The organism is Dellaglioa carnosa (assembly GCF_026948345.1).
GTDB classification, from domain to species: Bacteria; Bacillota; Bacilli; order Lactobacillales; family Lactobacillaceae; genus Dellaglioa; species Dellaglioa algida.
Genome location: NZ_JANXLI010000002.1, coordinates 297,575 through 322,062 on the forward strand (window position 1 = coordinate 297,575; position 24,488 = coordinate 322,062).

The following is a 24,488-nucleotide window of genomic DNA, read 5'->3' on the forward strand; positions in this document are numbered from 1 at the left end:
GTTAACCTAAACTTTTTGTTTACAATGTATAAAGTTTGAGTATAATAAGGAATTGAGAAAGAAAATAATTAAAGGAGTGGTGAAAAATGTCGAAAGAAGTGCAAGAACCAAAAATGGCTACCACAACAAAGAGTGCTAGTTTAGAAGAAGTAAATGGATCAGTCGAAGTTCCAAAAAGTGCCGGTTTTTTACGGACCTTATGGGCATTTAGTGGGCCGGGTGCGTTAGTAGCCGTTGGTTATATGGATCCAGGTAATTGGATTACATCAATCGTCGGTGGTGCTCAATACCGTTACTTACTATTGTCAGTCGTTATTTTCTCTGGACTTATCGCCATGTTAATGCAATATATGGCCGCTAAGTTAGGGGTCGTTACAAGAATGGATTTAGCACAAGCAATCCGTGATCATACCAACAAACCAGTTGGGTTCCTTTTATGGATCATGACAGAATTAGCAATTATGGCAACAGATATTGCCGAAGTAATTGGTGGGGCGATTGCCTTGCAATTACTTTTCGGAATTCCATTAACAATGGGCGTTATGATTACCATCTTAGATGTTTTCTTACTACTATTGTTAACAAAATTAGGATTTAGAACAATTGAAGCAATTGTTGCGACATTGATTGCATCAATTTTAATTATTTTCCTTTACTTGGTCGCTTTATCAAAACCAAGTTTAGCAGGTATCATGGGTGGTATCTTACCAAGAGCATCAATCGTTATGAACCATGATCAATTAACATTAGCTTTAGGTATCGTTGGTGCAACGGTTATGCCACATAACTTGTACCTCCATTCTTCAATCGCTCAAACACGTCAATACGATTCGAGTGACGAAGAAGAAGTTGCAAAGGTTGTGCGTTTTACAACTTGGGATTCAAATATTCAATTATTTGGTGCAACAATCGTTAACAGTTTGCTTTTACTTTTGGGAGCTGCTTTGTTCTTCGGACATGCAGATCAACTTCAAGCGTTTGGTGATTTATACCGAGCATTAAGTGATAATACGATTGCTAAAGGGATTGCATCGCCCGTACTGTCAACGTTGTTTGCCGTAGCTTTATTGGCTTCAGGACAGAATGCGACGATTACCGGAACCTTGACCGGTCAGATTATCATGGAAGGTTTTATACATCTAAAAATGCCATTATGGGCACGTCGATTAGTGACACGTATAATCGCAGTAATTCCTGTTATGATCGCCGCAATTATTTGGGGTGGTACTGAAGGTGTCCTAGATAACTTGCTTGTGTATTCACAAGTATTCTTATCTGTCGCCTTACCATTCACAATGATTCCATTAATCTGGTTCACCTCTTCAAAGAAATACATGGGCGAACGATTTGTTAATCCATTATGGGTATCAATCATTGGTTGGGCTGCCGCAATTGGTTTAACAATTTTAAATATTCAATTAGTCTTCAATTTAGTTATTCAATTTTTCGAAGAAATTTTATAGAATAGGGAGAAAAATCACATGAAAAAAAGTTTTGAATTACCAAAGCATAAGAACATTCTTGTTGGGGTCGATAATTCGGCTGACGCACAGTTAGCATTCTTAAATGCGGTTAGTCATGCTTTAGATGATGATTCTCTGCTACACATTGTGACTGTTCTGGAGTCAGACGATTTGAACGTTTTCCAAGTTTTAACAAAAGATACATTAGCTGAAAAACGCTTGAAGGTTGAAAAACAACTTCAAGAATATAAACAAAGTGCATTAGATGCGGGTGTTAAGGAAGTCCATATTGTTCTTGCCGAGGGTGAACCCGGAGAAACGATTGTTAAGGATGTTATTCCTGATGTGAAACCTGATTTAGTCGTTGTTGGATCAGCGGTAACTAAAGGATTGGGTAAATATTTAGGCAGTCAGGCAGCATACGTAGCTAAGTACGCACCAGTTTCAGTAATGGTTGTTCGTTAATAGGAATAAGTTATACAAAATGATTAAATCTACTAAAGATTTAATCATTTTTATTTGGGAAACGTTTACTTGTTTATTTATATATAAGGTTTATGTTATGCTTTTATGTATAACAAAATTAGGAGTAAAGTGATGATATCAAATTATATTTCAATGTTAAAAGATGAGTTTAAAGGGTATAACTTGGCCAAGTTGGCTAAGGATTTAATGGCAGGATTAACGGTTGCTGCAGTTGCGATTCCATTAGCTTTAGCTTTTGGTGTGTCAAGTGGTGCAACGGCTGCTGCGGGTCTGATAACTGCAATTGTCGCCGGTATTCTGATCAGTACATTATCGGGCGCTTATTATCAGATATCCGGGCCAACTGGTGCAATGGCTGCTGTATTAATGGGTGTAATTGCACAGTACGGACTAAAAGGGGTTTTTATTGCCACTTTAATTGCGGGCATTATTTTATTATTAGCCGGTATTTTTAAATTAGGGGTTCTAACAACTTTCATTCCGGCACCTGTTATTACGGGTTTTACGTCGGGTATTTCAATTATTATCGCGTTTGGTCAATTAGATAATTTTTTTGGAACGCATTCAACTGGGGGCAGTTTAATTGAGAAGATTGGGAGTTATTCTAGTCTTGGATTCCAGCCTAAACTGGCAACAACTTTGATGGCGGTTTTAGTCGTCATCGCATTATTTATTTTTCCTAAAAAATGGAATAAAGTGATACCTGCTTCTTTAATCGCTATTATTGTGACGACTGCCATTACGATGGTATTTAAGTTAGATGTTGCGACTGTTGGTAAAATTCCAACGAGCGTTATTAGTGGGGATCGGTTACAACTGGGATCATTAGATCTTCAGACCGTTGAAAATTTAATTGTTCCCGGGGCAAGTATTGCTTTGTTAGGAATGATTGAAAGTTTATTGTGTGGTGCTTCAGCCGGTCGTATGACTGGGAAGGCATTGGATAGTAACCAAGAATTAATTGCCCAGGGTATTGGAAATATGATCCTACCGTTCTTTGGTGGGATTCCAGCTACGGCCGCAATTGCTAGGACAAGTGTGGCAATTAAATCGGGTGCACAAACGCGATTAACCGGTATTTTTCATGCACTCGCATTGTTAGTTTCAATGCTTTTATTGGCACCGATTATGGCACAGATTCCTTTGGCTGCATTAGCCGGTGTTTTAGTTGTAACTTCATGGCGCATGAATGAGTGGTCAGCTATAAAATATCTGTTTAAGAATAAATTTAAAAGCGCCTTAATTTTATTTTTCTTAACGTTGGTTAGTACGGTTATCTTTGATTTGAGTACAGCTATTATGATGGGTGTAATGGTCGGAATCGTTATCTTTGTGGCTAAAAGTTCGATTCTGGATGTCGTGGTTGAAGACGTTGATTTAAGTAAAGTTGAGACGACACAAGAGGGATTGAAAGCCGACTGGGCCGTTGTTTATATCACCGGACCATTATTCTTCATGTCTGCAGATCGTTTGGATAAGGCATTGCAACCACTTCACGAACGAGATTTAGTTATCTTCTCGTTGCGCGGGGTACCATCAATTGATAATACAGCAATGGCCGTCATTCAAGATTTTTATCAGGATGCTCAGAAAAAAAATCACGAAGTTATCTTTTCTTCTGTTCAACCAAATGTGATGAAAATGTTTGAACGATCAGGATTTGAAGAGACAGCAGGAAAAGATGCGTTCTATTTCTCAGTTGACCGTGTGCTAAAAGAAATTTTATAAAAATGTAGATTGATTGACAAGAATATTTCAGCATGTTAAGATTCATTCAACTTAATAAATGAAGTTAACACAAAAGTAGTTCTTTATCTGGGAGTCAGAAAGTTGGTGGGTGATGCGAACCAATCAGGATAAACGGACCAAATACGTTAACGTTATTTAAATATCGGATAAATATCTAGAACCGTTATCATCTAGTGAGTGAGAATTTGTGTTCTCAAATAAACTGGGTGGTACCACGGCTAGAGTCGTCCCTGATACAATATTTAATATTGTATCAGGGACTTTTTTTGTCCAGAAAAGGGGTAATAAAAATGCAAAATATAAATTGGAGTAAGGTTCGATATCAAATTTTTCATGATAAATACTAGAACCGACTAAAAAATAGGAGTGTTTACTAATGAAAAATAAATTATCGTTTACAGAAGCAGCAAGTGTTTTAATGGGCATGTTAATTATTATGGGATTCGGCGTTATCAAGTTTGGATTATCACCACAAACGCCAGTAATGTTGGTTATTGGTTTGTTGATTTTATGGGCCAGAATACGTCATTTTTCGTGGGAAGAAGTTCACGCAGGGATTAAAGACGGAATGAGCACTGGATTAATTCCCATCTTTATTTTTATCTTGATTGGATCATTGATCGCAACTTGGATTGCGGCAGGAATTATTCCAACTTTAATGATCTGGGGCTTTAACTTAATTAGTGTTAAATTTTTTGTTCCTTCGGTCTTTGTAGTCTGTGCAATTATCGGACTATCAATAGGAAGTGCATTTACCTTGATTTCAACTGTTGGAATTGCATTGTTTGGGATGGGAATGACAATGGGCGTTAACCCTGCATTAGTTGCAGGGGCAATTATTTCAGGCGCTATCTTCGGAGATAAAATGTCACCTTTATCTGATTCAACGAACTTAGCCGCAGCTATTGGGGAGTCTGATTTATTCAAACATATTAAAAATATGATGTGGACAACGATTCCTGCTTTTGTGGTCTCTTTGATTCTATACTTCATACTCGGAAGTGGTAGTTCGGAAGCAAATATGGATAAGATTAGTCAGACGATTTCAATCTTATCTAGCCACTTCTCAATTACAGCATGGGCCGCATTACCAATTATTTTAATGTTTGTCTGCGCATGGTTAAAAATCCCAGCGATTCCAACGTTATTTATCAACATTGGTGTATCGTTAGTGATGTTATTTATTCAAAAACCACATACGAGCTTGCAAACCATTGCGACATTAATTCAATCAGGTTTTGTTTCCAAAACGGGTAATGCGAATGTGGATATGTTGTTAACTAGAGGTGGCGTTTCAAGTATGATGGGAACTGTTTCATTAATTATCTTAACGTTAACTTTAGGTGGATTATTGATGAACTTTAATATCATTCAAGTTGTTATGGAACCTTTAGTAAAACGCTTGAATTCATCCGGTAAATTGATTACAGCAACTATATTTGCCGGAATTGGGGTCAATTTATTCGTTGGGGAACAATACCTATCAGTTATCTTACCCGGGAAAGCATTTAAACCCGCTTTTGATAAGTCTAAATTGGATAACTTGGCATTGAGTCGCGCACTTGAAGATGGTGGGACAGTGATCAATTACTTGATTCCTTGGGGTGTTGCTGGTGCGTTTGCGGCAAGCACACTTGGTGTTCCAACGTTAGACTACTTACCATTTGTCTTCTTTAGTTTATTGTCTCCAGTTTTTTCAATTATCAGTGGCTGGACGGGAATCGGTTTGAAAGAAAAGAAAGCTTAAACTAAAAACGAGCGATATCGAATATGAAATTCGGTATCGCTCGTTTTTAATTATTTTTCATTTTTATTGAGTTTAATTAGGTACATGGTCATAAAAATAGCAATCAAAACCATTACTGTTCCGAAAAGTGGGGTCATTCCTAAACTAAGCTTAGAAACAACTTGTCCACCAATTAAGGATCCCAATGTAATACCAACATTGAACGCAGAAATATTTAGCGATGATGCTAGCGTAATATCTTTAGGTGTATATTTTTCAGCTAATTGAACAATATATAACTGCAGACCGGGAACGTTCATAAAGGCGAAAAGACCCAATGCCATAACGGTTAATAAACCTAAAATTGATAGTTTTGAAGTAAAGAAAAGAATGAATAATACAATCGCAAGACCAATAAACATTTTTAATAGGGCCTGAAGTGGACTGTGGTTTGCTAGACGCCCACCAATTGTATTTCCAAGAGCAACCATCAAACCGTAGACAATTAAGATAATAACAACAGCACTTTCACTATAACCCATTGAGGTTTGGAGAAGTGGTGTGATATACGTGTAAACGACGAACGTACCGCCATAACCTAAAGCTGTTAGTAGTAATGTGATCAATAAATATTTATTTTTAAGAACGCGAATGAAGCCATGGGCATCAGATTTACCTGGGATGGGTAAACCATCTGGTACAAGGAAAAAGTTAGCTATCAAACCGATTAAACCAATGATACTAATAAAAATAAATGATCCATGCCAACTTGTATGCTGACCAATAAAGGTACCTAGTGGAACACCAGTTACGGTCGCAACAGTTAAACCAGTGAACATGACTGAGATAGCACTGGCACGTTTTGATGGTTCAACAACGTCAGCTGCGATAACAGATGCAATTGTCATAAAGATACCATGAGCAAGTGCAGAAACGATTCGACCAACTAATAAAATAAGAAAAGTTGGTGCAAATGCTGCAACTAAGTTACCAATAATAAAAAGACCCATAATGCTAAGGAGTAGTTTCTTACGATCAAATTGACCAGTCATAATAGTTAATAAGGGTGCACCTATTGTGACGCCAAGGGCATACAATGAAACGGTTAATCCTGCTTGGCTTAATGAGATACCAAAGTCTTTGACTAATAATGGAATGAGGCCGACACTAATGAATTCAGTCGAACCAATTGCGAAAGCACTAATTGCTAATGCTAGAAGTGTTAAAGATGGAGATATATGTTTTTTTGCCATGAATGTGTAAAGCCTCCTTGATTTTTGTTGAAATAATGCTACAATTTATGATTATACGTGTACGAGTTTAAATGGCAAGAACGTACTAAAAAGTGCCATAGGCACTTTTTAGTACCCATAGGAGGATTATATTGGAGAATAAAACATATAATATTGGCGTTGAGGCAACATTGGAAGTGATTGGTGGTAAGTGGAAAACAATTATTTTATGTCATTTACGTGGTGGAAAAAGAAGAACTAGCGAATTAAAACGCGCCATTCCGAATATTACACAGAAGATGTTAACACAACAATTGCGCGAACTAGAGTCAGATGGAATTATTTCGAGACACATTTATGAACAAGTACCGCCAAAGGTCGACTACCAATTGACGGAGTATGGTGAGTCTTTGAGTCTGATATTAAACAAGTTATGCGTTTGGGGTGAGAAACATATTGATCGATTAAATGAGGATAACCAACATGTTGTTTTGATGAATAGGGATAAAGTTTCGTAATATCAAAAAAGACGCTAACATTATTTTAGATAATGTTAGCGTCTTTTTTACATTGAGGCCAAATGAGCCATTAGCTCAGAATTAGTTAAAACAAGTTTAGCTGGTGCATCTAAGGCAATAGTATGATTTTCCGAGAATTCGATGAAACGGGTCACATAATCTTTGATCTGGGTAAAATTGTGTGTCGACATAATGATTGTCTTCCCAGAATTATGTAGTCCTTGCATAATTGAAATGATATTCTCCTGGGCCTGAGCCGTAAGACCTGTGAGTGGTTCATCCAAAACTAATACGTCTGGATTTAAGGATAGCACACTGGCAATTGCGACTAATTTTTTTTCACCGCCAGAAAGATGGTAAGGAACACGATTTTCTAATTTTTTTATGTTTAGTAAGGTTAGACAATCCATTACGCGTTTATTAACCTCTGACTCAGAAAAGCCCATTTGTCTTGGTCCAAAGGCAATTTCATCATAAACGGTTGTGTTGAATAATTGAACATCACTATTTTGAAAAACAAATCCAACTTGTTGATGAAATTTTTTAGCATTTACCGAATTTTTAAAAAAGTGAGCGTTAATTTGTTGATTGTTAAAAGTGTACTGACCATCACTGGGATAAATTAAACCATTCAATAATTTAAAAAGGGTAGATTTACCAGAACCATTAGGGCCTAATAGACAAACGAATTCATTTTTTTTAATGGATAGATTAATATTATTCAAGCTAAGTTTGTCAGTATAACCATAACGTATATTTGAAAATGAAAACATAATGAGCCCCCTACTCTAATTAAAAAAAAGTGTAATTAAAAAAATAGTGATACAGGTTTGTGTGATATCAGACAAATTAAGTCTTTGTTTTGTACGAGTAAAACGATAGTCGCCAGTAAATCCGCGAGCCTCCATTGCACTGTACATTTCTAAAGCTGTACTTTTTGTTTTGAGGTACAGACTACCAAATAGATTTGATAAAGACTGATATTGATGCCTGTTAACGCCAACTGATCGTAATTCCATTGCTGAAGTCATAGCGTAGAGTGATTCAGATAATATTTTTAAATATTTAATGGTTATATCGATAATAAAAATAATAACATCTGGAAAATAACATTTTTTTAAAACGATTATAATATCAAAAAATGTGTTTGTATTCATAAAGTATGAAACGATTATTAAAATTAAATTTGTTTTGAGTATGAAAAAAATAACAGTTTTCGTATCCGTTAAAAAAAGACTTGGCAGGATAAATAAAAGAACAAAAACTAAATTAATCGGAATTCGTTTTAATATCGTTAACATATTTGATTTTGGCAACAAGGCAATTTGAAGAAATTGGTACATATAAACGATCCAAATAAATGATATATTTCTTGAAAGAGAAGTTAATAAAATTAAAGTAATTGTTGTTAAAAGTTGAATAAATGAGTTTTGTCGATTTAATGGTTGAGAGGTCGTCTTTGTTTTATCTGAAAATAGACTCAATAGATTTAGTAACCTACCTCTATTTTGTTGTAAGAAAGAATTTTTTTGTTTTACGGGTGAATAGTTCTCCGGTGAGGATAACCAATCAGGCATATTAAGATATTTTTGATTTTTCATGTGTCACCAGCTTAAATAAAATAACGAAAATAATGACTGCCGAAAAGGCTGAAAAAATATAACCAAGCGGTAGAGACACGCCGAATAGTGAATAGTCAGGTAAGAATGGTTTGAAATCTAGGCCATGTGACATTCCAGCAGGCATGTGAGCCTTAAGTCCATTTTGTGTGAGCGTGGGTAAAATATCTGATGCACTCCATTCGCCCCAAGCCGTTCCTGAAGCCAGTAAACCAAGCGGTGATAACACAATTAGTCCACCAATTATAAGATAAAAGCGAGATAACATTTTTTTAACATTTGATTGTGGTTGATTTCCGGCTAAATAAATAGAGTTAGGAGAGACTTTCTTTACAAATGAGAAGACTAGGACAGTAAAAATAGCCTCAACCCAACCGACAACGAGCAAATGGGTTAGTGCCATTGCGGGTACCGAAATTGAGAGTGGGTAAGGAGCATAAAGTGGATTGCCACTCTGGTCCTGAAAAAGTAGTGGCTGAATACCTAACTCAACGGCCACAATTAATGCGGCTAAATTAATTCCGATATAAGCACCAATGAAAGCACCTATTTTTTCTCGATTAAAACGTTTAAAAAAGGAATAAATGAAGTAACCAACAAAAGGCATGATGAAAGCCATATTAAATGCATTGGCGCCAAAGGCTAAAATACCACCATCTCCAAATAAGAGTGCTTGCAATAATAAGGCAACTGTAATCGATAAGGAGGCGGCCCAGGGCCCTAACAATATTGCGAGTAGCGTGCCACCAACTGCATGGGCTGTGGTACCACCCGGTACAGGTAAATTGAACATCATAATTAAAAAAGAAAGAGAAGAAGCGATTCCTAACAATGGAACAGTTTCTTTTTTTTCTTTAATTTGAACTTTAACCTTTGAAATAGATACTGCCCAAACTGGTGCCATGGCAACAAACATGGTTATACAAGTTTGAGGGCTAAGATAATTATCTGGAATATGCATGAGAATCTCCTTTATTAGTTTGCGATGAAATCTAAGAGGTAACTGATATCAGTGATAACAATTTTTCGTTTTATTTTTGAAATAACTTGTTCTTTCTCCAGCTCAACCAGAATTCGATTTACACTGCTTCTGGAGGAGATACCGCAGAAATTTGCAATGTCCTCGTTAGTGATATCAAAGTCGATTAAGATACCATTACTAATTTGTTTACCAAACAAATCGATGAGACTGTAAACGAAAGCACAGATGGCACCTTTTTTACCATTCATAATCATTCGTTGTGAGCGATAAATATTTTCTGAAAGTTTTTTCCGATAATAATTCTTTACGTAATTTTGTAATTCGATGGTTGAATTAACATACTCCCAAAAAGTGACGCGATCTATTCTATAGAAGGTTGCTTCTTTTGATTCAATACGAACGTTAAATGGGGAAGATGTATATTTAGAAACTTCATCGCGTAATAAGGAAATAACATCTGGCTTAGCAATGTATGACAAGTTAAATTCGCGACCATCCTGTAAGATAATACTATTTTTGATGATCCCTTCTTTTAATATGTATGTGTAGCGTTCTTCTAAACCGTTGTACGTTAGATAATTGTGTCTCTTCTTAGTAATTGTAGGTACATTTTTTTCTTCCAAATAGTTCATCAGAAACTCAATATCAGTTAATACCATGGGGGCCACCTTAATTTTATATTTATTTACAAATAACGCTGATCTTTAACGTATGACAAGGTGAAAAAAGTCTATATCACAATTGTACACATTTGTTGACATTCATGTAGTTCTAATTGCATAACAAAAGTATAGAGCCAAAAGGTGACAAAAAACGACTGATTTAAAGGATACAAATGTAGACAATAATTAATTGCATAAAATAACAACGCCAAAAGAGTGAGTTTAAATTTGTAACTCACGATATAATTCAAATGTTATAAAAGCAAGCATAGGGAAAGGAAATGACACATAAAATGGTATCAATAAAATTACCATATGATAAAAAGATGATTACGGTGAACATCGCAGATAAGAATTTTGCCGGAAAATTAGTTTCAGAAGCTGCAACATATCATAACGAACTAACTGAGGAAGAAACAGTTGAGCGGTCATTAGATAACCCAATTGGCGGTTCTAAGCTAGAAGAGTTAGCAAAAGATAAAAAAAATATTGTCATCATTAGTTCAGACCATACTCGCCCAGTACCTTCAAAAATTATTACACCTATCCTATTAAGAAGAATTCGATCGGTGGCACCAGATGCCAGAATTCGGATTTTGGTTGCTACAGGATTCCATAGGGCATCAACACATGAAGAACTTGTTGATAAGTATGGTGAAGATATTGTCGCAAATGAAGAAATCGTGATTCATAACTCTGAAGATGATTCTTCAATGGCAAAAATCGGTACATTACCCTCAGGTGGTGAATGTATCGTTAACAAAGTGGCAGTAGAAGCTGATTTACTTTTATCAGAAGGGTTTATTGAATCTCATTTCTTTGCCGGATTTTCAGGTGGTCGTAAATCCGTTTTACCTGGTGTTGCTTCATATAAAACAATTTTAGCTAACCATTCAGGACCATTTATTAATTCACCTAAAGCAAGAACGGGGAATATTAGCCATAATCCTATTCATAAAGATATGGTTTACGCCGCTAAAACGGCCAATTTACAATTTATTATTAACGTTGTTTTAGATGAAAACAAAAAAATTATAGGTTCTTTTGCGGGTGATTTGGAGGAAGCACATGCTGAAGGATGTGCTTTTGTTAAACGCTTATCAGAAGTACCAAAAGTGCAAAGTGATATCACGATTTCAACAAACGGTGGCTACCCTCTAGATCAAAATATTTATCAAGCAGTTAAGGGGATGACATCCGCTGAGGCTACGAATAAGGAACACGGTATTATCATTATGGTTGCCGGTTCTCGTGACGGTCATGGTGGAGAAGGTTTTTACCATAACATTGCCGACTGTGAAGACCCTCAAGAATTTTTGGATAAAGCAATTAATACGCCGAAAACAGAAACGGTTCCTGATCAATGGACATCGCAAATATTAGCAAGAATTTTAGTTAATCATGATGTCATTTTTGTCTCAGATTTGGTTGATCCTAAGTTGATTGCAGACATGCATATGAAATTAGCTAAAACAATTGATGAGGCACTAGATATGGCATACGCAATTGAAGGCGCGGACGCTAAAGTTGCAGTTATCCCTGATGGTTTAGGCGTTATCGTTAAATAAAGGAAAATAAAAATGGAACAAAACAATTTGAAAGATTTATTAATGGAAGTTGCATCTGGCCGAGCTGATGTCACAGACGCCATGGATAAAATTAACAATTCTGGTTTTGCAGAGCTCGACTTCGCTAAAGTTGATTTAGCTCGAGAAAAACGGAATGGGTACCCCGAGGTTATTTACGGAGAAGGTAAAACAGCGGAACAAATCGTTGGTATTATGCAGGTCATGGCTCAAAATAAATTGAATATATTAGGTACTCGTATTTCAAAAGAAAAATTCGAAATCATCAAAGAGTCTAATCAAAATGCCGTTTATTTTGAAAAAGCGAGATGCGTGACCGTTACAAATCATGAAATACCAACAACCGAAAGTTATGTGGCGATTGTAACGGCTGGTACATCAGACATGGATGTTGCAGAAGAAGCAGCGATTACAGCTGAAACTTATGGTAACAAGGTAGAGCGCGTGTATGACGTCGGTGTTGCGGGAATTAGTCGACTTTTTAACCGTCTTGATGTCATTCAGGGTGCAAAAGTTGTTATTGTGATTGCCGGGATGGAGGGTGCACTAGCAAGTGTTGTAGGTGGACTAATCGATTCGCCACTAATAGCAGTACCAACAAGTGTGGGCTACGGTACTAGTTTTGGAGGCGTTACGCCACTTTTAACGATGCTAAATAGCTGTGCATCTGGAATTACCGTTGTTAACATCGATAATGGCTTTGGCGCGGGATATTCGGCAAGCATGATGAATCATTTATAGAAGGGAACAAAAATATGCATACATTATATTTAGATGCTTTTTCAGGTATTAGCGGCGATATGTTCATTGGAGCTTTACTTGATTTAGGAATCGACTTTGAAGAGTTTAAAAGAGAATTAGCTAAAATAAACGTATCCGGCTATGACCTAGAAAATAAAAAAATTTCAAAAAGTAGCATATTTGGAACTAGTTTTGATGTTCATATGCATCATGGTGAAAAAGATCATGGATTTGTTGAAGATCACGCGCACCATCACCATCATGACGTGAGACATCTAGCTGATATATTAAAAATCATTGATGATAGTGATTTGAAAGATACGATTAAAGAACAAGCAAGCGATGTCTTCACTGAAATTGCAAAGGCAGAGGCGGTCGTTCATCATGTTGAAATCTCTGAGATTCATTTTCATGAAGTTGGCGCATTAGATTCAATTGTGGATATTGTCGGTTGTTTTGTGGCATTAGATTTATTAAATGTAGACAAAGTTATTTCTTCTACTTTAACGGATGGTAGCGGATTTATCGATGTTGCACATGGTAGAATGCCAGTGCCAGTGCCAGCCGTTATGCAGATGCGAGTTGGTAGTCAAATACCGATCAAACAAGATGCGTCAATTCATACGGAATTAATTACGCCAACCGGAATGGGTATTGTAAAAAATATCGTGTCAGAATTTAGTGAAATACCAAGTGAATTAACCGTAGAAAAAATTGGCTATGGATTTGGTAAGAGAGAAACGGGGGGCTTTAACGCACTGCGTGTCCTACTACTCGAAAAAAAAAACTAAGTTCACAAGTCATTGACCAAAATGACGATTCTGTGATGAGTATTGAGGCGAATATTGATGACCAAACGGGTGAAGAATTAGGTTATTTAATGAAAAAATTAATGAGTGAAGGAAGTTATGATGCTTTCTTCACGCCAATTCAAATGAAAAAAAATCGTCCGGCTTACAAGGTGACTGCACTATGTAATCCTTTGGATCAAGAAAAAATCACAAAACTATTTTTAAAGTATACAAGTACATTGGGTGTTCGCTACCAAACACTCAATCGAACAATTATGAAAAGACATTTTGATTCTGTTAAAACGGAATATGGTGTTGTGGGTATAAAAATAGCGACTTATGAAGAAATTAAAAAATATAGTCCTGAATATGACGATTGTGAAAAAATTGCTAAAGAAAATCAATTATCTTTAGCAGAGGTCTATCAATTGGTTTCAAATGAGTGGCAAAAAAATAAAGAAGAGGTAATTTAATAATGATGCATCAAATGATTTCAGAGTTTTTAGCAACAGGTTTAATGTGTGTGTTTGGGACAGGGGTTTTCTGTAATAACGTTTTAAAAGGGTCAAAATATCGTGGTTCAGGTGATATTTTTGTTGTTACAACATGGGGATTTGGTATTACTGTAGCATTATTTGTATTCGGCGGCGTGTCATTAAACCCAGCAATGGTTTTGGCACAATGTATTTTAGGAAACACACCATGGATCCAACTTATTCCACTATCATTAGCAGAAGTTTTTGGTGGTATGTGTGGTTCATTACTTGTTTACGTAATGTATAAAGATCAATTCAAAGCATCTGAGGGTGAAGTCAGTCCAACTGCTATTCGTAATATTTTTAGTACAGCACCAGAAATTAGAAATTTACCACGTAACTTCTTTGCCGAATTTGTGGCTACATTTATTTTTATCGGTTCAATTTTAGCAATCTCAGAAATAAAAACTGCCGGCGTTGTGCCAATTGCTGTTGGTATCTTAACTTGGGCCGTTGGTATGGGACTTGGTGGTACAACAGGTTTCGCAATGAATATTGCTCGTGATTGGGGTCCAAGATTAGCGCATTCTATTATTCCATTTAAAAATAAAGCAACTAGTGATTGGAAATATGCGCTTGTTGCTCCTGGTCTTGGATCAATTTGTGGTGGTGTGGTTGCGGCATTATTTATGCATTCATACTTTAATATTTAATAGGGGATGGGTAAAATATGAAAACTGATATGCAATTGAGCTTATATAAAGACTCATTCGAAAGATTATTAAATCTATATAATCGAGCAATATTTTCGACATCTTTAACGGCTACTAAACTAGCATTACTAGAAGAGAGTTATTCGGAATTTACGTTAATTCAAAATATTTATGCCTCATTATCCGATGAATTAAAAAGTAATTATGAGTCAATCAATGAAACTATTTGTCAATGTACGAATAAATTAAATGATGATTTTATTAGTAATATTGATAGTATCCAGTGGACAACGGATGACGTATTAAAAGAACAGTATAATCAATTAACAGAGTTATCAACACAAATAAAATAATAAAACAATGAAAGAAGAAATTATAATGACAACTATTGATGAAAAAGAACAAGCAATTGTGGCTAATCTTAAAAAAATGAATAAGGTAATTGTTGCCTTTTCAGGTGGAATTGATAGTACCTTGGTTTTGAAAATGGCTCTAAAAACGCTTGGTAAAGAAAATGTTTTAGCTGTTATTGCTAATTCTGAATTATTTACAGATGAAGAATACGATAAAGCAATTACGCTTGCTGAAGAAATGGGCGCAACTGTTTACGGCACTGAATTAAATTATTTATCAGATATTCATATCAGTAACAACACCCCTGATAGCTGGTACTATTCTAAAAAAATGTTTTATGATGCATTGAATAAAATTGCTTTAGAAAAAGGATATGATGCCGTTTTAGATGGTATGATTATGGATGATAATAGTGACTTTAGACCTGGTTTAAGAGCCAGAGACGAAGCTAACGCTAAGAGTATCTTACAGGATGCAGATCTTTATAAAACCGATGTACGTGAGTTAGCACAAAAACTAAATTTAAATAATTGGAATAAAGTGGCCTCATGTTCGGTATCATCACGATTTCCATACGATACAAAATTAACGTTAGATAATATTAAGTTGGTAATGGATGCTGAACATTATCTTCGCGGTCTAGGGTTTACAACTGTTCGTGTTCGATTCCATGGAGATGTTGCTCGTGTTGAAGTTCCTGCTGAACAACTAAATGGATTACTCGCTTTGAATGAAGACGTAAATGCAAAATTAATCGACTTAGGCTTTAAATACGTTACGATGGATCTTAAAGGATTTAAAAGTGGCCGTATGAATCAAGTGCTTTCTGACAAACAATTAAAAATGTACGCTTAATTTTTAAAGCAAAAAGGGTGGTAGACAAACGTCTATTGCCCTTTTTGCATAATGTCTAAATTGTTGTATAATAGCCTTCTACACTTATTCACAAAAATTATTAAAAGAAAGTCTGAGACTTAAATGCTAGCAAACTTATATGGACCATTTTTTGACATCAACAATTGGAAAACAGTTGTTGAATCAAGTAGTGATTGGATGATTATCCTATCACTAGCAGTAATTGAGTGTCTGTTATCGGTGGATAATGCCATTGTATTAGCAGCCCAAACACAAAAATTACCAAGTAAAAAGGAACAAGAAAAAGCGTTATTTTATGGATTATGGGGTGCTTACATATTCCGATTCATCATTATTGGAATTGGTACATTTTTAATTGATTTTTGGGAAATTAAAGTTATTGGTGCGGGGTATCTTATCTACCTGTCAGGTCATTACTTCTTCTCAAAAATTAAAACGCCAAAACCTAAAGTAGAGAAAAAAGGTAATGGACGTAAAGGCCCTTTTTCATTATTTTGGTCAGTTGTTATCTCAATTGAGATGATGGATATTGTCTTTTCGATTGATTCCGTTTTGGCATCCCTTGCCATCTCAACTAATCCAGTCGTTGTTTTAATTGGTGGGATGTTCGGAATATTAGCGATGCGGGGAATTGCAACATTAATCATGAAATTGATGAAGGTTGTGCCAGAATTAGAGTCGATGGCTTATATGCTGATAGCCTTAATTGCGGTGAAGTTATTTGTCTCAATTCCGCAAATTGGGATTGAGATTTCATCAATTCTGTTTGCTGGAATTGTTTTCGGAGCCGTTATACTGACAACTTTGGTGCATATGTACAATATTCAAAATAAAAAATAACGAAATGAGGACGACGAAATGGTAACAAAAGTAACGGATCAAACGATGACTGAATATACAAAGTCAGGGTTAACGATTGTTGATTTATGGGCGCCATGGTGTGGTCCTTGTTTAATGATGGCACCAGTTGTTGATGAATTAGAACAAGAATTTAAAGCCGATATCCAATTTGTAAAATTGAATATTGATGAAAATAAAGAAACGGCATTAGAATACGATGTTATGAGTATACCTAGCTTCTTACTTTTTAAAGACGGTAAAGCAATTGAAAAGGTTGTCGGATACCATGATAAAAGTGAATTTTCGGCGTATTTAAGTGAGAAGATAACACAAAATAAAACAGTTTAAGCAAGTAACACCACAAATTAATTTGTGGTGTTTTTTTGTTAAACTCATGTGTTATTAATGGCAGTTAAAATTTTTAAGGCGCATACTAAAAGAAATTATTGAAAAGGGGAATTATGATGAAAAAAATTGGGTTTGTGGGAACTGGCGTTATGGGTGCAGCAATCGTCAGTAATCTATTAAAAGCGGATTATGAAGTAAGGGTATTTAATCGAACGAAATCAAAAACGGATGCGTTAGTTAGCCAAGGTGCTATTTGGGCTGATTCACCACAATTAGTTGCGGCTCAAAGTGATATCACATTTTCAATGGTCGGGTTTCCCACAGATGTAGATACTATCTACTTTGAAGGGAATGGTATTTTTGCGGGTGCTAAAAAAGGATCAATCGTGGTAGATATGACAACAAGCACACCAACATTAGCTAAAAAAATTGGTGATTACGCAGAGGGTCATGAGTTATTTGCATTAGATGCACCTGTTTCCGGTGGTGATATTGGTGCTAAAAATGCAAAACTGACAATTATGGTTGGTGGACATGAAGATATCTATGAACAAGTGAAACCTATTTTTGAAAAGATGGGAACAACAATTGCCTTGTTTGGCGGATATGGTTCAGGACAACACGCTAAAATGGCTAACCAAATTATGATAGCTGGAACAATGACGGGGATGACCGAGTTATTAGTTTACGCAAAAGCTGCAAACTTGGACCTGGAAAGTGTTATTAAGACTGTCGGTGGTGGTAGTGCTGCGAACTGGAGTTTAGCAAATTACGCACCACGAATCTTAAAAGACGATTATACGCCAGGATTCTTCGCAAAACATTTTCTTAAAGATTTACGAATCGCATTGGATGAAGCGGAAAAGATGGATATCGATTTACCATCGACAAAAGAAGCTAAAAGATTATACGAGAAATTGGTGGATGAAGCTAATTTAGGTAATGATGGGACGCAAGCATTAATTAAATTGTGGTGGAAATAAGTGATAAAAATAAAGACGGCATCTCCATATAGGGGATGCCGTCTTTATTATAACTATTTAAGTGATTTAACAATTAAATTAGTCACGAGTAGTAAGAATAACATTAAAATAGTGACGAAAATAATTGGCCCCGCAATAGTTAATAGTAAAGTCATAATCAATGATTGTTGGTTAAACAGGGAAAATACGTAGTAAAGAATAACGTTTAAAAAGGCTAATAAGCTGAATCCTAGACCAAATCCTGTTCTATCGGCCGAGCTAAGATCGAAACCGCCAACGGTAATAGATATTGTGATGGCTAGCCACAGAATAAGGTGTGATGACCAATTTTGGAATAATGAGGTTAATAATTTTGAAAACAATGAGCCGTTGAACTGTTGGTTAGTGACCATCTCTACTAGTAAATTAAATGATTGCGGCAATAATAATGAAAAAAGACCAATGATGGCAATGGAACATCCAATAATTGGTGCGATTCCGGTCATTGCACCGCCAATCTTGCCCCGTAGATTTGATGGGGAGTAGTAACGAACAAAGCCAAGCGAGTTATCACCAATTTCTGGATGAGGTCGTTTAATTAGTTTAACTTCATCGATTCGAAAACCAAAGATAAATGCCATGATTGCATGACTTGATTCATGAATAATGATACCGATTGAACCTAAGTACAGTTGTTGATTTATTGATAATTGTTTTTTTGTATTATTATTTACGGCGGTTAATGAGTATGCGGCTATGAGAAGCGGTCCCACGCTGAGGAGAATGAGTTGAATAATTGTATAAATAGTTGTCATTATTGAGTTCTCCTTTATGACTAAAATTTTAACATGACCCTTCATATTTAGAAACAAAAAAAGAGACTGCTGGGAAGGCAGTCTCTAGGGAGTAAGTTGTAGAGCTAATAAATTAGCTCTCTCTTTCATTACTTTGGAGGAGAAATGAAAAAGTATAAAGGTTAGTTATTTATGTTGTTTTGGGATAAGTTCAATATACAACATGAAGCTTAAAATAACCTTAACATTAATGAATTCTTTAGATTTAATTGAAATTATTTTTAGAATGCGCTTTCAATCGCGTGGGATAACCTTTATACTATTGGTATAGACCTTAATACTATTTAGGAGGAATAATGATGGGAAAATTAGGCGTTTCGATTTATCCAGAACGATCAAACTTTGATGAGGATGCGGCATACTTAGACTTAGCAAGTAAATATGGGTATAAGCGAGTATTTACAAGCTTATTACAAGTGACTGACGGAAAAGACAAGGTGTTAGCAGAATTCAAAAAGACGGTTGCATACGCAAATCAACTTGGTATGGAAGTGATGGTTGATATTAACCCTGATTTATTTGAACAATTAAATATTAGCTATGAAGATTTAAAATTCTTTGATGATATGGGTGCTTACGGCGTTCGCCTAGATTTAGGATTCACCGGTGCAGAAGAAGCTGCAATGACCCGCAACCCATATGATCTAAAAATTGAGATTAATATGAGTTCTGGGACTAACTATGTGGATAACATTATGAGTTACTCACCAAAAAGGGAAAACTTATTAGGTTCACATAATTTTTATCCACATGAATACACAGGATTAGAGTATAATTTTTTCGTTGCTTGCAGCGAAAAGTTTAAAAAATACAATTTAAATACAGCGGCTTTCGTGAATGCCAATTCAGCAACTTTTGGACCATGGCCAACCGCAGATGGATTATGTACGTTAGAAGACCACCGTCATTTAGATATTGCAACAGAAGTTAAGCACATGGTGATGATAGATTTAATTGACGATGTGATTATCGCAAACGCGTATGCCTCAGAAAAAGAACTAAAGGCAGCAGCGGATGCATTTAATGCCAACTATCCAACAATTAAGATTGAAACTGTTCCGGATATTACTGAAGTTGAACGGACTGTTTTATTAGATAATGTACATAGTTATCGTGGAGATCGGTCTGCTTATATCCTACGTTCAACAATGACACGAGTTGTTTATAAAGATAAAGACTTTCCGGCACACAATACAGTCCAAATTAAACGCGGTGACGTTTTAATTGATAATGAAGGATATGGACAGTATAAAGGCGAAACGCAAATTGCGCTGAAAGAAATGAAAAATGATGGGCGCGTAAATGTCGTCGGTCATATCACAGACGATGAGCTATTTTTACTTGATTTCTTGAAACCTTGGAGTCAGTTTAAATTAAGCCAAGATTAACCTGATGGACCGCTAGATAATTTCTAGCGGTCCATTTTAATTTGGTATTAATTGGAAATTTCGGTAAAATAGAGAGATTAAATGTAAATTAAATAAGAAGGTATTAAATTTGAATTATATAATTGTTGCAATATTTGCTTTCTTTGGTGGGATAAGTCGATACTTACTTGGGTTAGCAGTTATAAAACCTGATGGATTTCCTCTCGGGACCTTGATAATTAACTTAGTTGGTTGTTTTATCTTAGCGTTTTTAGTTCAGTACGTTGAGGTAACTGAGAAAGTTCCCGAATGGTTAACCTTAGGTATGAAGACAGGATTTATTGGAGCGTTTACCACTTTTTCTACTTATAGCTTAGAAGCCGTAACATTAATTGAAACGCAACAATGGTGGTACGCTCTGATTTATGGGTTAACAACGATTGTTGGCGGCTTGTTGTTAACTCTAGTTGGTTACTCATTCGGAAACCATGTGGGCGATTGGCGAAAGCAAGGTGATAACTTATGATGGTAATATTAGTGGGTGTTGGTGCATCAATTGGCGCAATGCTCAGATACGGGATAACAAATTTAAGTAATCAATTTTTAACTGACCGATTTCCAGCTGGAACATTAATAATTAATCTTGTAGGTAGCCTTGTTTTGGGAATTCTAACGGGTCTGAATCTAACAAGTCCAATGCTTGTCCTACTCGGTACGGGAACAATGGGCGGATTTACAACATTCTCAACTTATAATTTTGAATTAATTAAGTTGATTAAGAATCAAAAGATATCATTATTTATGATTTATTTATTAGCGAGTTATCTTATTGGTGGATTAATGGCTTTGTTAGGATTAGTTATTGGTCGCCAATTAGGTGCGTAAATGATGAGATTCAAGGTATTCAACCGTAATATGTGATAGGATAGTAAAAATAGGGATGTGAAATAATGAAAATTGCTGTATTAACAGATAGTTCGGCATATCTTGCAGACGAGATTGTTGAACAATTAGATATTAAAGTAGTCAATAACCCAGTATTATTTGGAAATCATGTTTATCATGAAAATGCCGATTTAACGGCAACTCAATTTTATCAATTATTAAAAACAGAAGATGTTCTACCAACGACTTCACAAGTATCAATGGGTGAGATGGAGGAAAAATTTGAGGCACTTGCTGCTGAAGGATACACCGACGTCATTTGTATTCACTTATCATCGGGGATTAGTGGTTTAGTGGGTAACCTTGAGGCTTTTGCGCCCTCAGTTACTTCAATTAAAGTCCATGTCTTTGATTCTAAAATTGACTGTGCGGGAATGGGGAACATGGTTCAATTAGCTGCAACAATGGCTGGAAAAGATAAAAATGTTACCGAAATTATGGCTAAATTAACTGAATTAAGAGAAACAACGCACGTTCTTTTTGTTGTTGATGACTTAAATCATTTGATGAGGACCGGACGATTATCAAATCGTTCTGGATTCGTAGGTAATATTTTAAAAATTAAACCGATTTTAACTTTTGATAAAGAAGGTAAAATTATCGCAATTGGTAAGGAACGTAAAATGAAGAATGCTTACTCGGAAATTAAAGCTCAGTTCGCAGAAGCAACACGTTCGCTGGATTATCCAGTTCGTATTGATTTAATTGATGCAAATAATCCAGATCTTCAGGCTGAATGGGGACAAGATTTAAGAACCAGTTTTCCTGATATGCGTTTTGAATCGGGATATATTGGACCTCTTGTTGGCGTCCACACTGGCGAAAAATGTTTAGGATTAATCTGGTCGAGAAATTGGGAAAGTTTAATAGATTAAATATCAAATAGGTTTATTCTGAATTAATATTCAGAATAAACCTATTTTTGTATATATAACAAAAATATTCCGATAATAGTCAAAAATAATTCATATTTATTAGTTATGCTTATTTTTATCAAATAACTCATGAGGATATGGAGGAAATAAAAATGAATTTTTTTAAACGCGCTTTATTAAATATTAAGGCAAAAAAAGGACGTACCTTTTTACTTGTTTTAGTTATGTCGGCAATTATGTTATTCGTACTAGCGGGTTTAATCATTCAAAATGCAGCAACAACTGCGGCGAATGATGCGAAAAAAAGTGCGGGCGCAACGGTTACGCTAGCGGCTAATCGTGACAAGGCTTTTAGTGATATGAAAGCATCAAGTTCAACGAAATCAAAACCATCACTGAATTTAGCCGGAGTAGAAGTCTCAACAGCTAAAAAGATTGGTGTATTAAGTAATGTAAAAAGCTACAGTCTAACAACGTCAACGACTGCGAACGCTTCTTCATTCGACGCCATTACAACGTCAGATTCAAATCAGGGTGGCATGGGTGGAAAAGAAATGAAATCAGCGGCATCAACCGGAGATTTAACGATTTCAGGTGTCAGCTCAACTGCGAGTGCCTTGAGTTCTAATGGTGCAAAAATAACCAAAGGTCGTGGTTTAACTGCAAGTGATCTAAATACAAAAAATGTTGTGATTGAGACAGAACTTGCTTCTACTAATAAGATTTCAACGGGTGATACAATCACGATGAAATCTACGAGTGGCACAAAATATAAAGTAAAAGTTGTCGGAATTTACAAAGCAAGTTCGACTAGTTCTGCAAATGTAGGTGGACCAGGTGCTAATGATCCATCCAACACAATTTACACGGCATACACATTTGCGAATACGTTAAAAGGTAGTAAATATAAAGGAACTGTTGACTCTGTTGTGTATACATTAAGCAACCCGGCAGAATCGGCAGACTTTACTAAGGCTGCTAAAAAACTAATTAATACATCTAAATTTTCAATGTCAACGAATGATAGTACGTACCAATCAATGCTGACACCTTTAAATAATGTTAAAAGTTTTGCACAAAAGATTGTTGTATTGGTGGCGGTTGCGGGAACTATTATCCTTGCCTTGATTGTTATATTAATGATTAGGGAGCGCCGTTACGAAATTGGGGTTTTATTATCATTAGGCGAAAAACGCTGGAAAGTGATTGCACAATTTTTTGTTGAAATGTTTATGGTATTAATTGTGTCATTGGTTGTTGCAGGTATTGGTGGCAAGTTTGTCGGTAATGTTGTCGGTGATCAGTTAATCAGTCAGCAAACAACAACAGCTACAATCTCGTCAACTTCAAGTGATATGCAAGGCGGTCCTGGTGGAAATACTGAAGGAGGAGCACTAAGTGGAACTAAAGGAGGACCGGGTGGTTCGGTTCCGAGCGGTACGATGGGACAAGCGACTAAATCGGAAAAATTAAAAAACTTAAGTACAACAGTTAGTGTTAAAGATTTAGTAGAGTTAGGTGGAATGGGACTCGTAATTATCTTCATCTCAATTATGCTGGCATCATTCGGTATTCTACGACTCGAACCTAAAAAAATATTGATTTCATAAATAACAGAAAGGACTGATTACATGATTGAAATTAAAGATATTGCCTATTGGTATGAAAATAAGGATAACCCATTATTTGAAAATGTTAACTTAGTTTTTGAAAAAGGTAAATCATATGCTATTGTCGGAAGAAGTGGATCAGGAAAAACAACTTTTCTCTCGTTAATTGCGGGGTTAGATAAGCCTAAGTCTGGAGAAATACTATATGAAGGTGAGGCGATTAATAAAATTGGGTTAACACGTTATCGAAATAAAGATGTTTCAATTGTCTTTCAATCGTATAACCTTTTCAGTTATATGTCGGCATTGGAAAATTTAATGACGGCAATGGCCATCACTGGGGCATCACATGCAGGTGACAGAGATTATGCGATTGAAATGTTGAAGAAAGTTGGTATTGATGAAGAAATGGCAAAGAAGAACGTCCAACATCTTTCTGGTGGGCAACAACAGCGAGTCGCTGTTGTCAGAACGATGTGTTGTGATGCGCGACTTGTCGTTGCAGATGAACCAACTGGTAATTTGGATGAGGCTAATACAAAGGAAATTATTGAACTACTACAAGACTTAGCTAAATCTCAAGGTAAATGTGTTATTATCGTTACTCACGAACCAGATGTCGCTCAAATGTGCGATGTACAATATGTTCTAAAAGATCGTCAGTTTCAAATAATGAACTAAAAAAGAGAGTGTCTATGTGAATTTTTCACATA

27 protein-coding genes are annotated in these 24,488 nt (G+C 35.8%); 21 read left to right on the plus strand and 6 right to left on the minus strand.

The window, feature by feature from the left end; all coding sequences use genetic code 11:
• Nucleotides 1-86 precede the first annotated feature (86 nt).
• The 4 genes from N0K80_RS04340 (at nucleotide 87) to nhaC (ending at nucleotide 5,445) form a co-directional block, all read left to right on the plus strand.
• Nucleotides 87-1,463 (plus strand): Nramp family divalent metal transporter, encoded by a 1,377-nt coding sequence (locus tag N0K80_RS04340; RefSeq protein ID WP_269023895.1) that lies wholly within the window; start codon nucleotides 87-89, stop codon nucleotides 1,461-1,463.
• An 18-nt stretch (nucleotides 1,464-1,481) separates the two neighbouring features.
• The gene (locus N0K80_RS04345; RefSeq protein ID WP_269023896.1) at nucleotides 1,482-1,928 is read left to right on the plus strand and encodes a universal stress protein; all 447 of its coding nucleotides are present in this window, start codon (nucleotides 1,482-1,484) and stop codon (nucleotides 1,926-1,928) included.
• Nucleotides 1,929-2,060: 132 nt separating this feature from the next.
• Nucleotides 2,061-3,677: a SulP family inorganic anion transporter gene (locus N0K80_RS04350; RefSeq protein WP_269023897.1), complete on the plus strand. Its 1,617-nt coding sequence runs from the start codon at nucleotides 2,061-2,063 to the stop codon at nucleotides 3,675-3,677.
• Between the two features lie 397 nt (nucleotides 3,678-4,074).
• Complete coding sequence (gene nhaC / locus N0K80_RS04355) at nucleotides 4,075-5,445, plus strand: Na+/H+ antiporter NhaC (protein WP_146342680.1); 1,371 nt, start codon at nucleotides 4,075-4,077, stop codon at nucleotides 5,443-5,445.
• 50 nt (nucleotides 5,446-5,495) lie between these two features.
• On the opposite strand, the gene N0K80_RS04360 is transcribed toward nhaC, so the two are convergent.
• Complete coding sequence (locus tag N0K80_RS04360) at nucleotides 5,496-6,677, minus strand: MFS transporter (RefSeq protein ID WP_269023898.1); 1,182 nt, start codon at nucleotides 6,675-6,677, stop codon at nucleotides 5,496-5,498.
• Nucleotides 6,678-6,808: 131 nt separating this feature from the next.
• On the opposite strand from N0K80_RS04360, the gene N0K80_RS04365 reads away from it, so the two are divergent.
• A complete protein-coding gene (locus N0K80_RS04365) occupies nucleotides 6,809-7,174 on the plus strand; it encodes a winged helix-turn-helix transcriptional regulator (protein WP_057974003.1) in 366 nt (121 codons plus the stop codon).
• 47 nt (nucleotides 7,175-7,221) lie between these two features.
• On the opposite strand, the gene N0K80_RS04370 is transcribed toward N0K80_RS04365, so the two are convergent.
• The 4 genes from N0K80_RS04370 to N0K80_RS04385 are packed head-to-tail and all read right to left on the minus strand — an operon-like array spanning nucleotide 7,222 to nucleotide 10,434.
• On the minus strand, nucleotides 7,222-7,947 hold the full coding sequence (locus tag N0K80_RS04370; protein WP_269023899.1) for an energy-coupling factor ABC transporter ATP-binding protein: 726 nt from the start codon (nucleotides 7,945-7,947) through the stop codon (nucleotides 7,222-7,224).
• A gap of 15 nt (nucleotides 7,948-7,962) precedes the next feature.
• Nucleotides 7,963-8,775 (minus strand): energy-coupling factor transporter transmembrane component T, encoded by an 813-nt coding sequence (locus tag N0K80_RS04375; protein WP_269023900.1) that lies wholly within the window; start codon nucleotides 8,773-8,775, stop codon nucleotides 7,963-7,965.
• A complete protein-coding gene (gene cbiM / locus N0K80_RS04380) occupies nucleotides 8,753-9,754 on the minus strand; it encodes a cobalt transporter CbiM (protein WP_146342684.1) in 1,002 nt (333 codons plus the stop codon). Before cbiM ends, N0K80_RS04375 begins: the two co-directional genes overlap by 23 nt.
• Before the next feature lie 14 nt (nucleotides 9,755-9,768).
• Nucleotides 9,769-10,434, minus strand: coding sequence for a Crp/Fnr family transcriptional regulator (locus N0K80_RS04385; RefSeq protein ID WP_269023901.1), 666 nt, complete (start codon nucleotides 10,432-10,434; stop codon nucleotides 9,769-9,771).
• Nucleotides 10,435-10,730: 296 nt separating this feature from the next.
• Here N0K80_RS04385 and larA point away from each other — a divergent pair, with 296 nt between their 5' ends.
• The 10 genes from larA to N0K80_RS04435 all read left to right on the plus strand — a co-directional run bounded on the left by larA (nucleotide 10,731) and on the right by N0K80_RS04435 (nucleotide 18,145).
• A complete protein-coding gene (gene larA / locus N0K80_RS04390; RefSeq protein WP_146342725.1) occupies nucleotides 10,731-12,005 on the plus strand; it encodes a nickel-dependent lactate racemase in 1,275 nt (424 codons plus the stop codon).
• Nucleotides 12,006-12,017: 12 nt separating this feature from the next.
• Entirely contained in the window at nucleotides 12,018-12,764 is a 747-nt protein-coding gene (gene larB / locus N0K80_RS04395) for a nickel pincer cofactor biosynthesis protein LarB (RefSeq protein WP_269023902.1), read from the plus strand.
• A 14-nt stretch (nucleotides 12,765-12,778) separates the two neighbouring features.
• On the plus strand, nucleotides 12,779-13,555 hold the full coding sequence (gene larC / locus N0K80_RS04400) for a nickel pincer cofactor biosynthesis protein LarC (RefSeq protein WP_269023903.1): 777 nt from the start codon (nucleotides 12,779-12,781) through the stop codon (nucleotides 13,553-13,555).
• 35 nt (nucleotides 13,556-13,590) lie between these two features.
• Entirely contained in the window at nucleotides 13,591-14,028 is a 438-nt protein-coding gene (larC2, locus tag N0K80_RS04405) for a nickel pincer cofactor biosynthesis protein LarC2 (RefSeq protein ID WP_186726283.1), read from the plus strand.
• A gap of 2 nt (nucleotides 14,029-14,030) precedes the next feature.
• The gene (locus tag N0K80_RS04410) at nucleotides 14,031-14,744 is read left to right on the plus strand and encodes an MIP/aquaporin family protein (protein WP_057973995.1); all 714 of its coding nucleotides are present in this window, start codon (nucleotides 14,031-14,033) and stop codon (nucleotides 14,742-14,744) included.
• A 17-nt stretch (nucleotides 14,745-14,761) separates the two neighbouring features.
• Nucleotides 14,762-15,097 (plus strand): hypothetical protein, encoded by a 336-nt coding sequence (locus N0K80_RS04415; RefSeq protein WP_057973994.1) that lies wholly within the window; start codon nucleotides 14,762-14,764, stop codon nucleotides 15,095-15,097.
• A 25-nt stretch (nucleotides 15,098-15,122) separates the two neighbouring features.
• Entirely contained in the window at nucleotides 15,123-15,953 is an 831-nt protein-coding gene (gene larE / locus N0K80_RS04420) for an ATP-dependent sacrificial sulfur transferase LarE (RefSeq protein ID WP_269023945.1), read from the plus strand.
• Nucleotides 15,954-16,076: 123 nt separating this feature from the next.
• Nucleotides 16,077-16,814: a TerC family protein gene (locus tag N0K80_RS04425; RefSeq protein ID WP_146342689.1), complete on the plus strand. Its 738-nt coding sequence runs from the start codon at nucleotides 16,077-16,079 to the stop codon at nucleotides 16,812-16,814.
• A gap of 18 nt (nucleotides 16,815-16,832) precedes the next feature.
• Nucleotides 16,833-17,162, plus strand: a complete 330-nt coding sequence (gene trxA, locus N0K80_RS04430; RefSeq protein ID WP_112250742.1) for a thioredoxin — start codon at nucleotides 16,833-16,835, stop codon at nucleotides 17,160-17,162.
• 116 nt (nucleotides 17,163-17,278) lie between these two features.
• The gene (locus tag N0K80_RS04435; protein WP_269023946.1) at nucleotides 17,279-18,145 is read left to right on the plus strand and encodes an NAD(P)-dependent oxidoreductase; all 867 of its coding nucleotides are present in this window, start codon (nucleotides 17,279-17,281) and stop codon (nucleotides 18,143-18,145) included.
• A gap of 53 nt (nucleotides 18,146-18,198) precedes the next feature.
• On the opposite strand, the gene N0K80_RS04440 is transcribed toward N0K80_RS04435, so the two are convergent.
• Entirely contained in the window at nucleotides 18,199-18,939 is a 741-nt protein-coding gene (locus N0K80_RS04440; RefSeq protein WP_269023904.1) for a hypothetical protein, read from the minus strand.
• A 338-nt stretch (nucleotides 18,940-19,277) separates the two neighbouring features.
• Between N0K80_RS04440 and N0K80_RS04445 the strand changes: the two genes are divergently transcribed.
• From N0K80_RS04445 to N0K80_RS04470, 6 genes are all read left to right on the plus strand, one after another.
• Nucleotides 19,278-20,366, plus strand: a complete 1,089-nt coding sequence (locus N0K80_RS04445) for a DUF871 domain-containing protein (RefSeq protein ID WP_269023947.1) — start codon at nucleotides 19,278-19,280, stop codon at nucleotides 20,364-20,366.
• A gap of 109 nt (nucleotides 20,367-20,475) precedes the next feature.
• Nucleotides 20,476-20,871 carry a fluoride efflux transporter CrcB gene (gene crcB / locus N0K80_RS04450; protein ID WP_269008271.1) on the plus strand — a complete coding sequence of 132 codons (396 nt, stop codon included), beginning with the start codon at nucleotides 20,476-20,478 and terminating at the stop codon, nucleotides 20,869-20,871.
• Nucleotides 20,868-21,230 (plus strand): fluoride efflux transporter FluC, encoded by a 363-nt coding sequence (locus tag N0K80_RS04455; RefSeq protein WP_269023905.1) that lies wholly within the window; start codon nucleotides 20,868-20,870, stop codon nucleotides 21,228-21,230. Before crcB ends, N0K80_RS04455 begins: the two co-directional genes overlap by 4 nt.
• 65 nt (nucleotides 21,231-21,295) lie before the next feature.
• Nucleotides 21,296-22,165 carry a DegV family protein gene (locus N0K80_RS04460; RefSeq protein WP_269008275.1) on the plus strand — a complete coding sequence of 290 codons (870 nt, stop codon included), beginning with the start codon at nucleotides 21,296-21,298 and terminating at the stop codon, nucleotides 22,163-22,165.
• A gap of 152 nt (nucleotides 22,166-22,317) precedes the next feature.
• The gene (locus N0K80_RS04465; protein ID WP_269023906.1) at nucleotides 22,318-23,775 is read left to right on the plus strand and encodes an ABC transporter permease; all 1,458 of its coding nucleotides are present in this window, start codon (nucleotides 22,318-22,320) and stop codon (nucleotides 23,773-23,775) included.
• 21 nt (nucleotides 23,776-23,796) lie between these two features.
• Complete coding sequence (locus N0K80_RS04470) at nucleotides 23,797-24,456, plus strand: ABC transporter ATP-binding protein (protein ID WP_269023907.1); 660 nt, start codon at nucleotides 23,797-23,799, stop codon at nucleotides 24,454-24,456.
• Nucleotides 24,457-24,488: the final 32 nt, after the last annotated feature.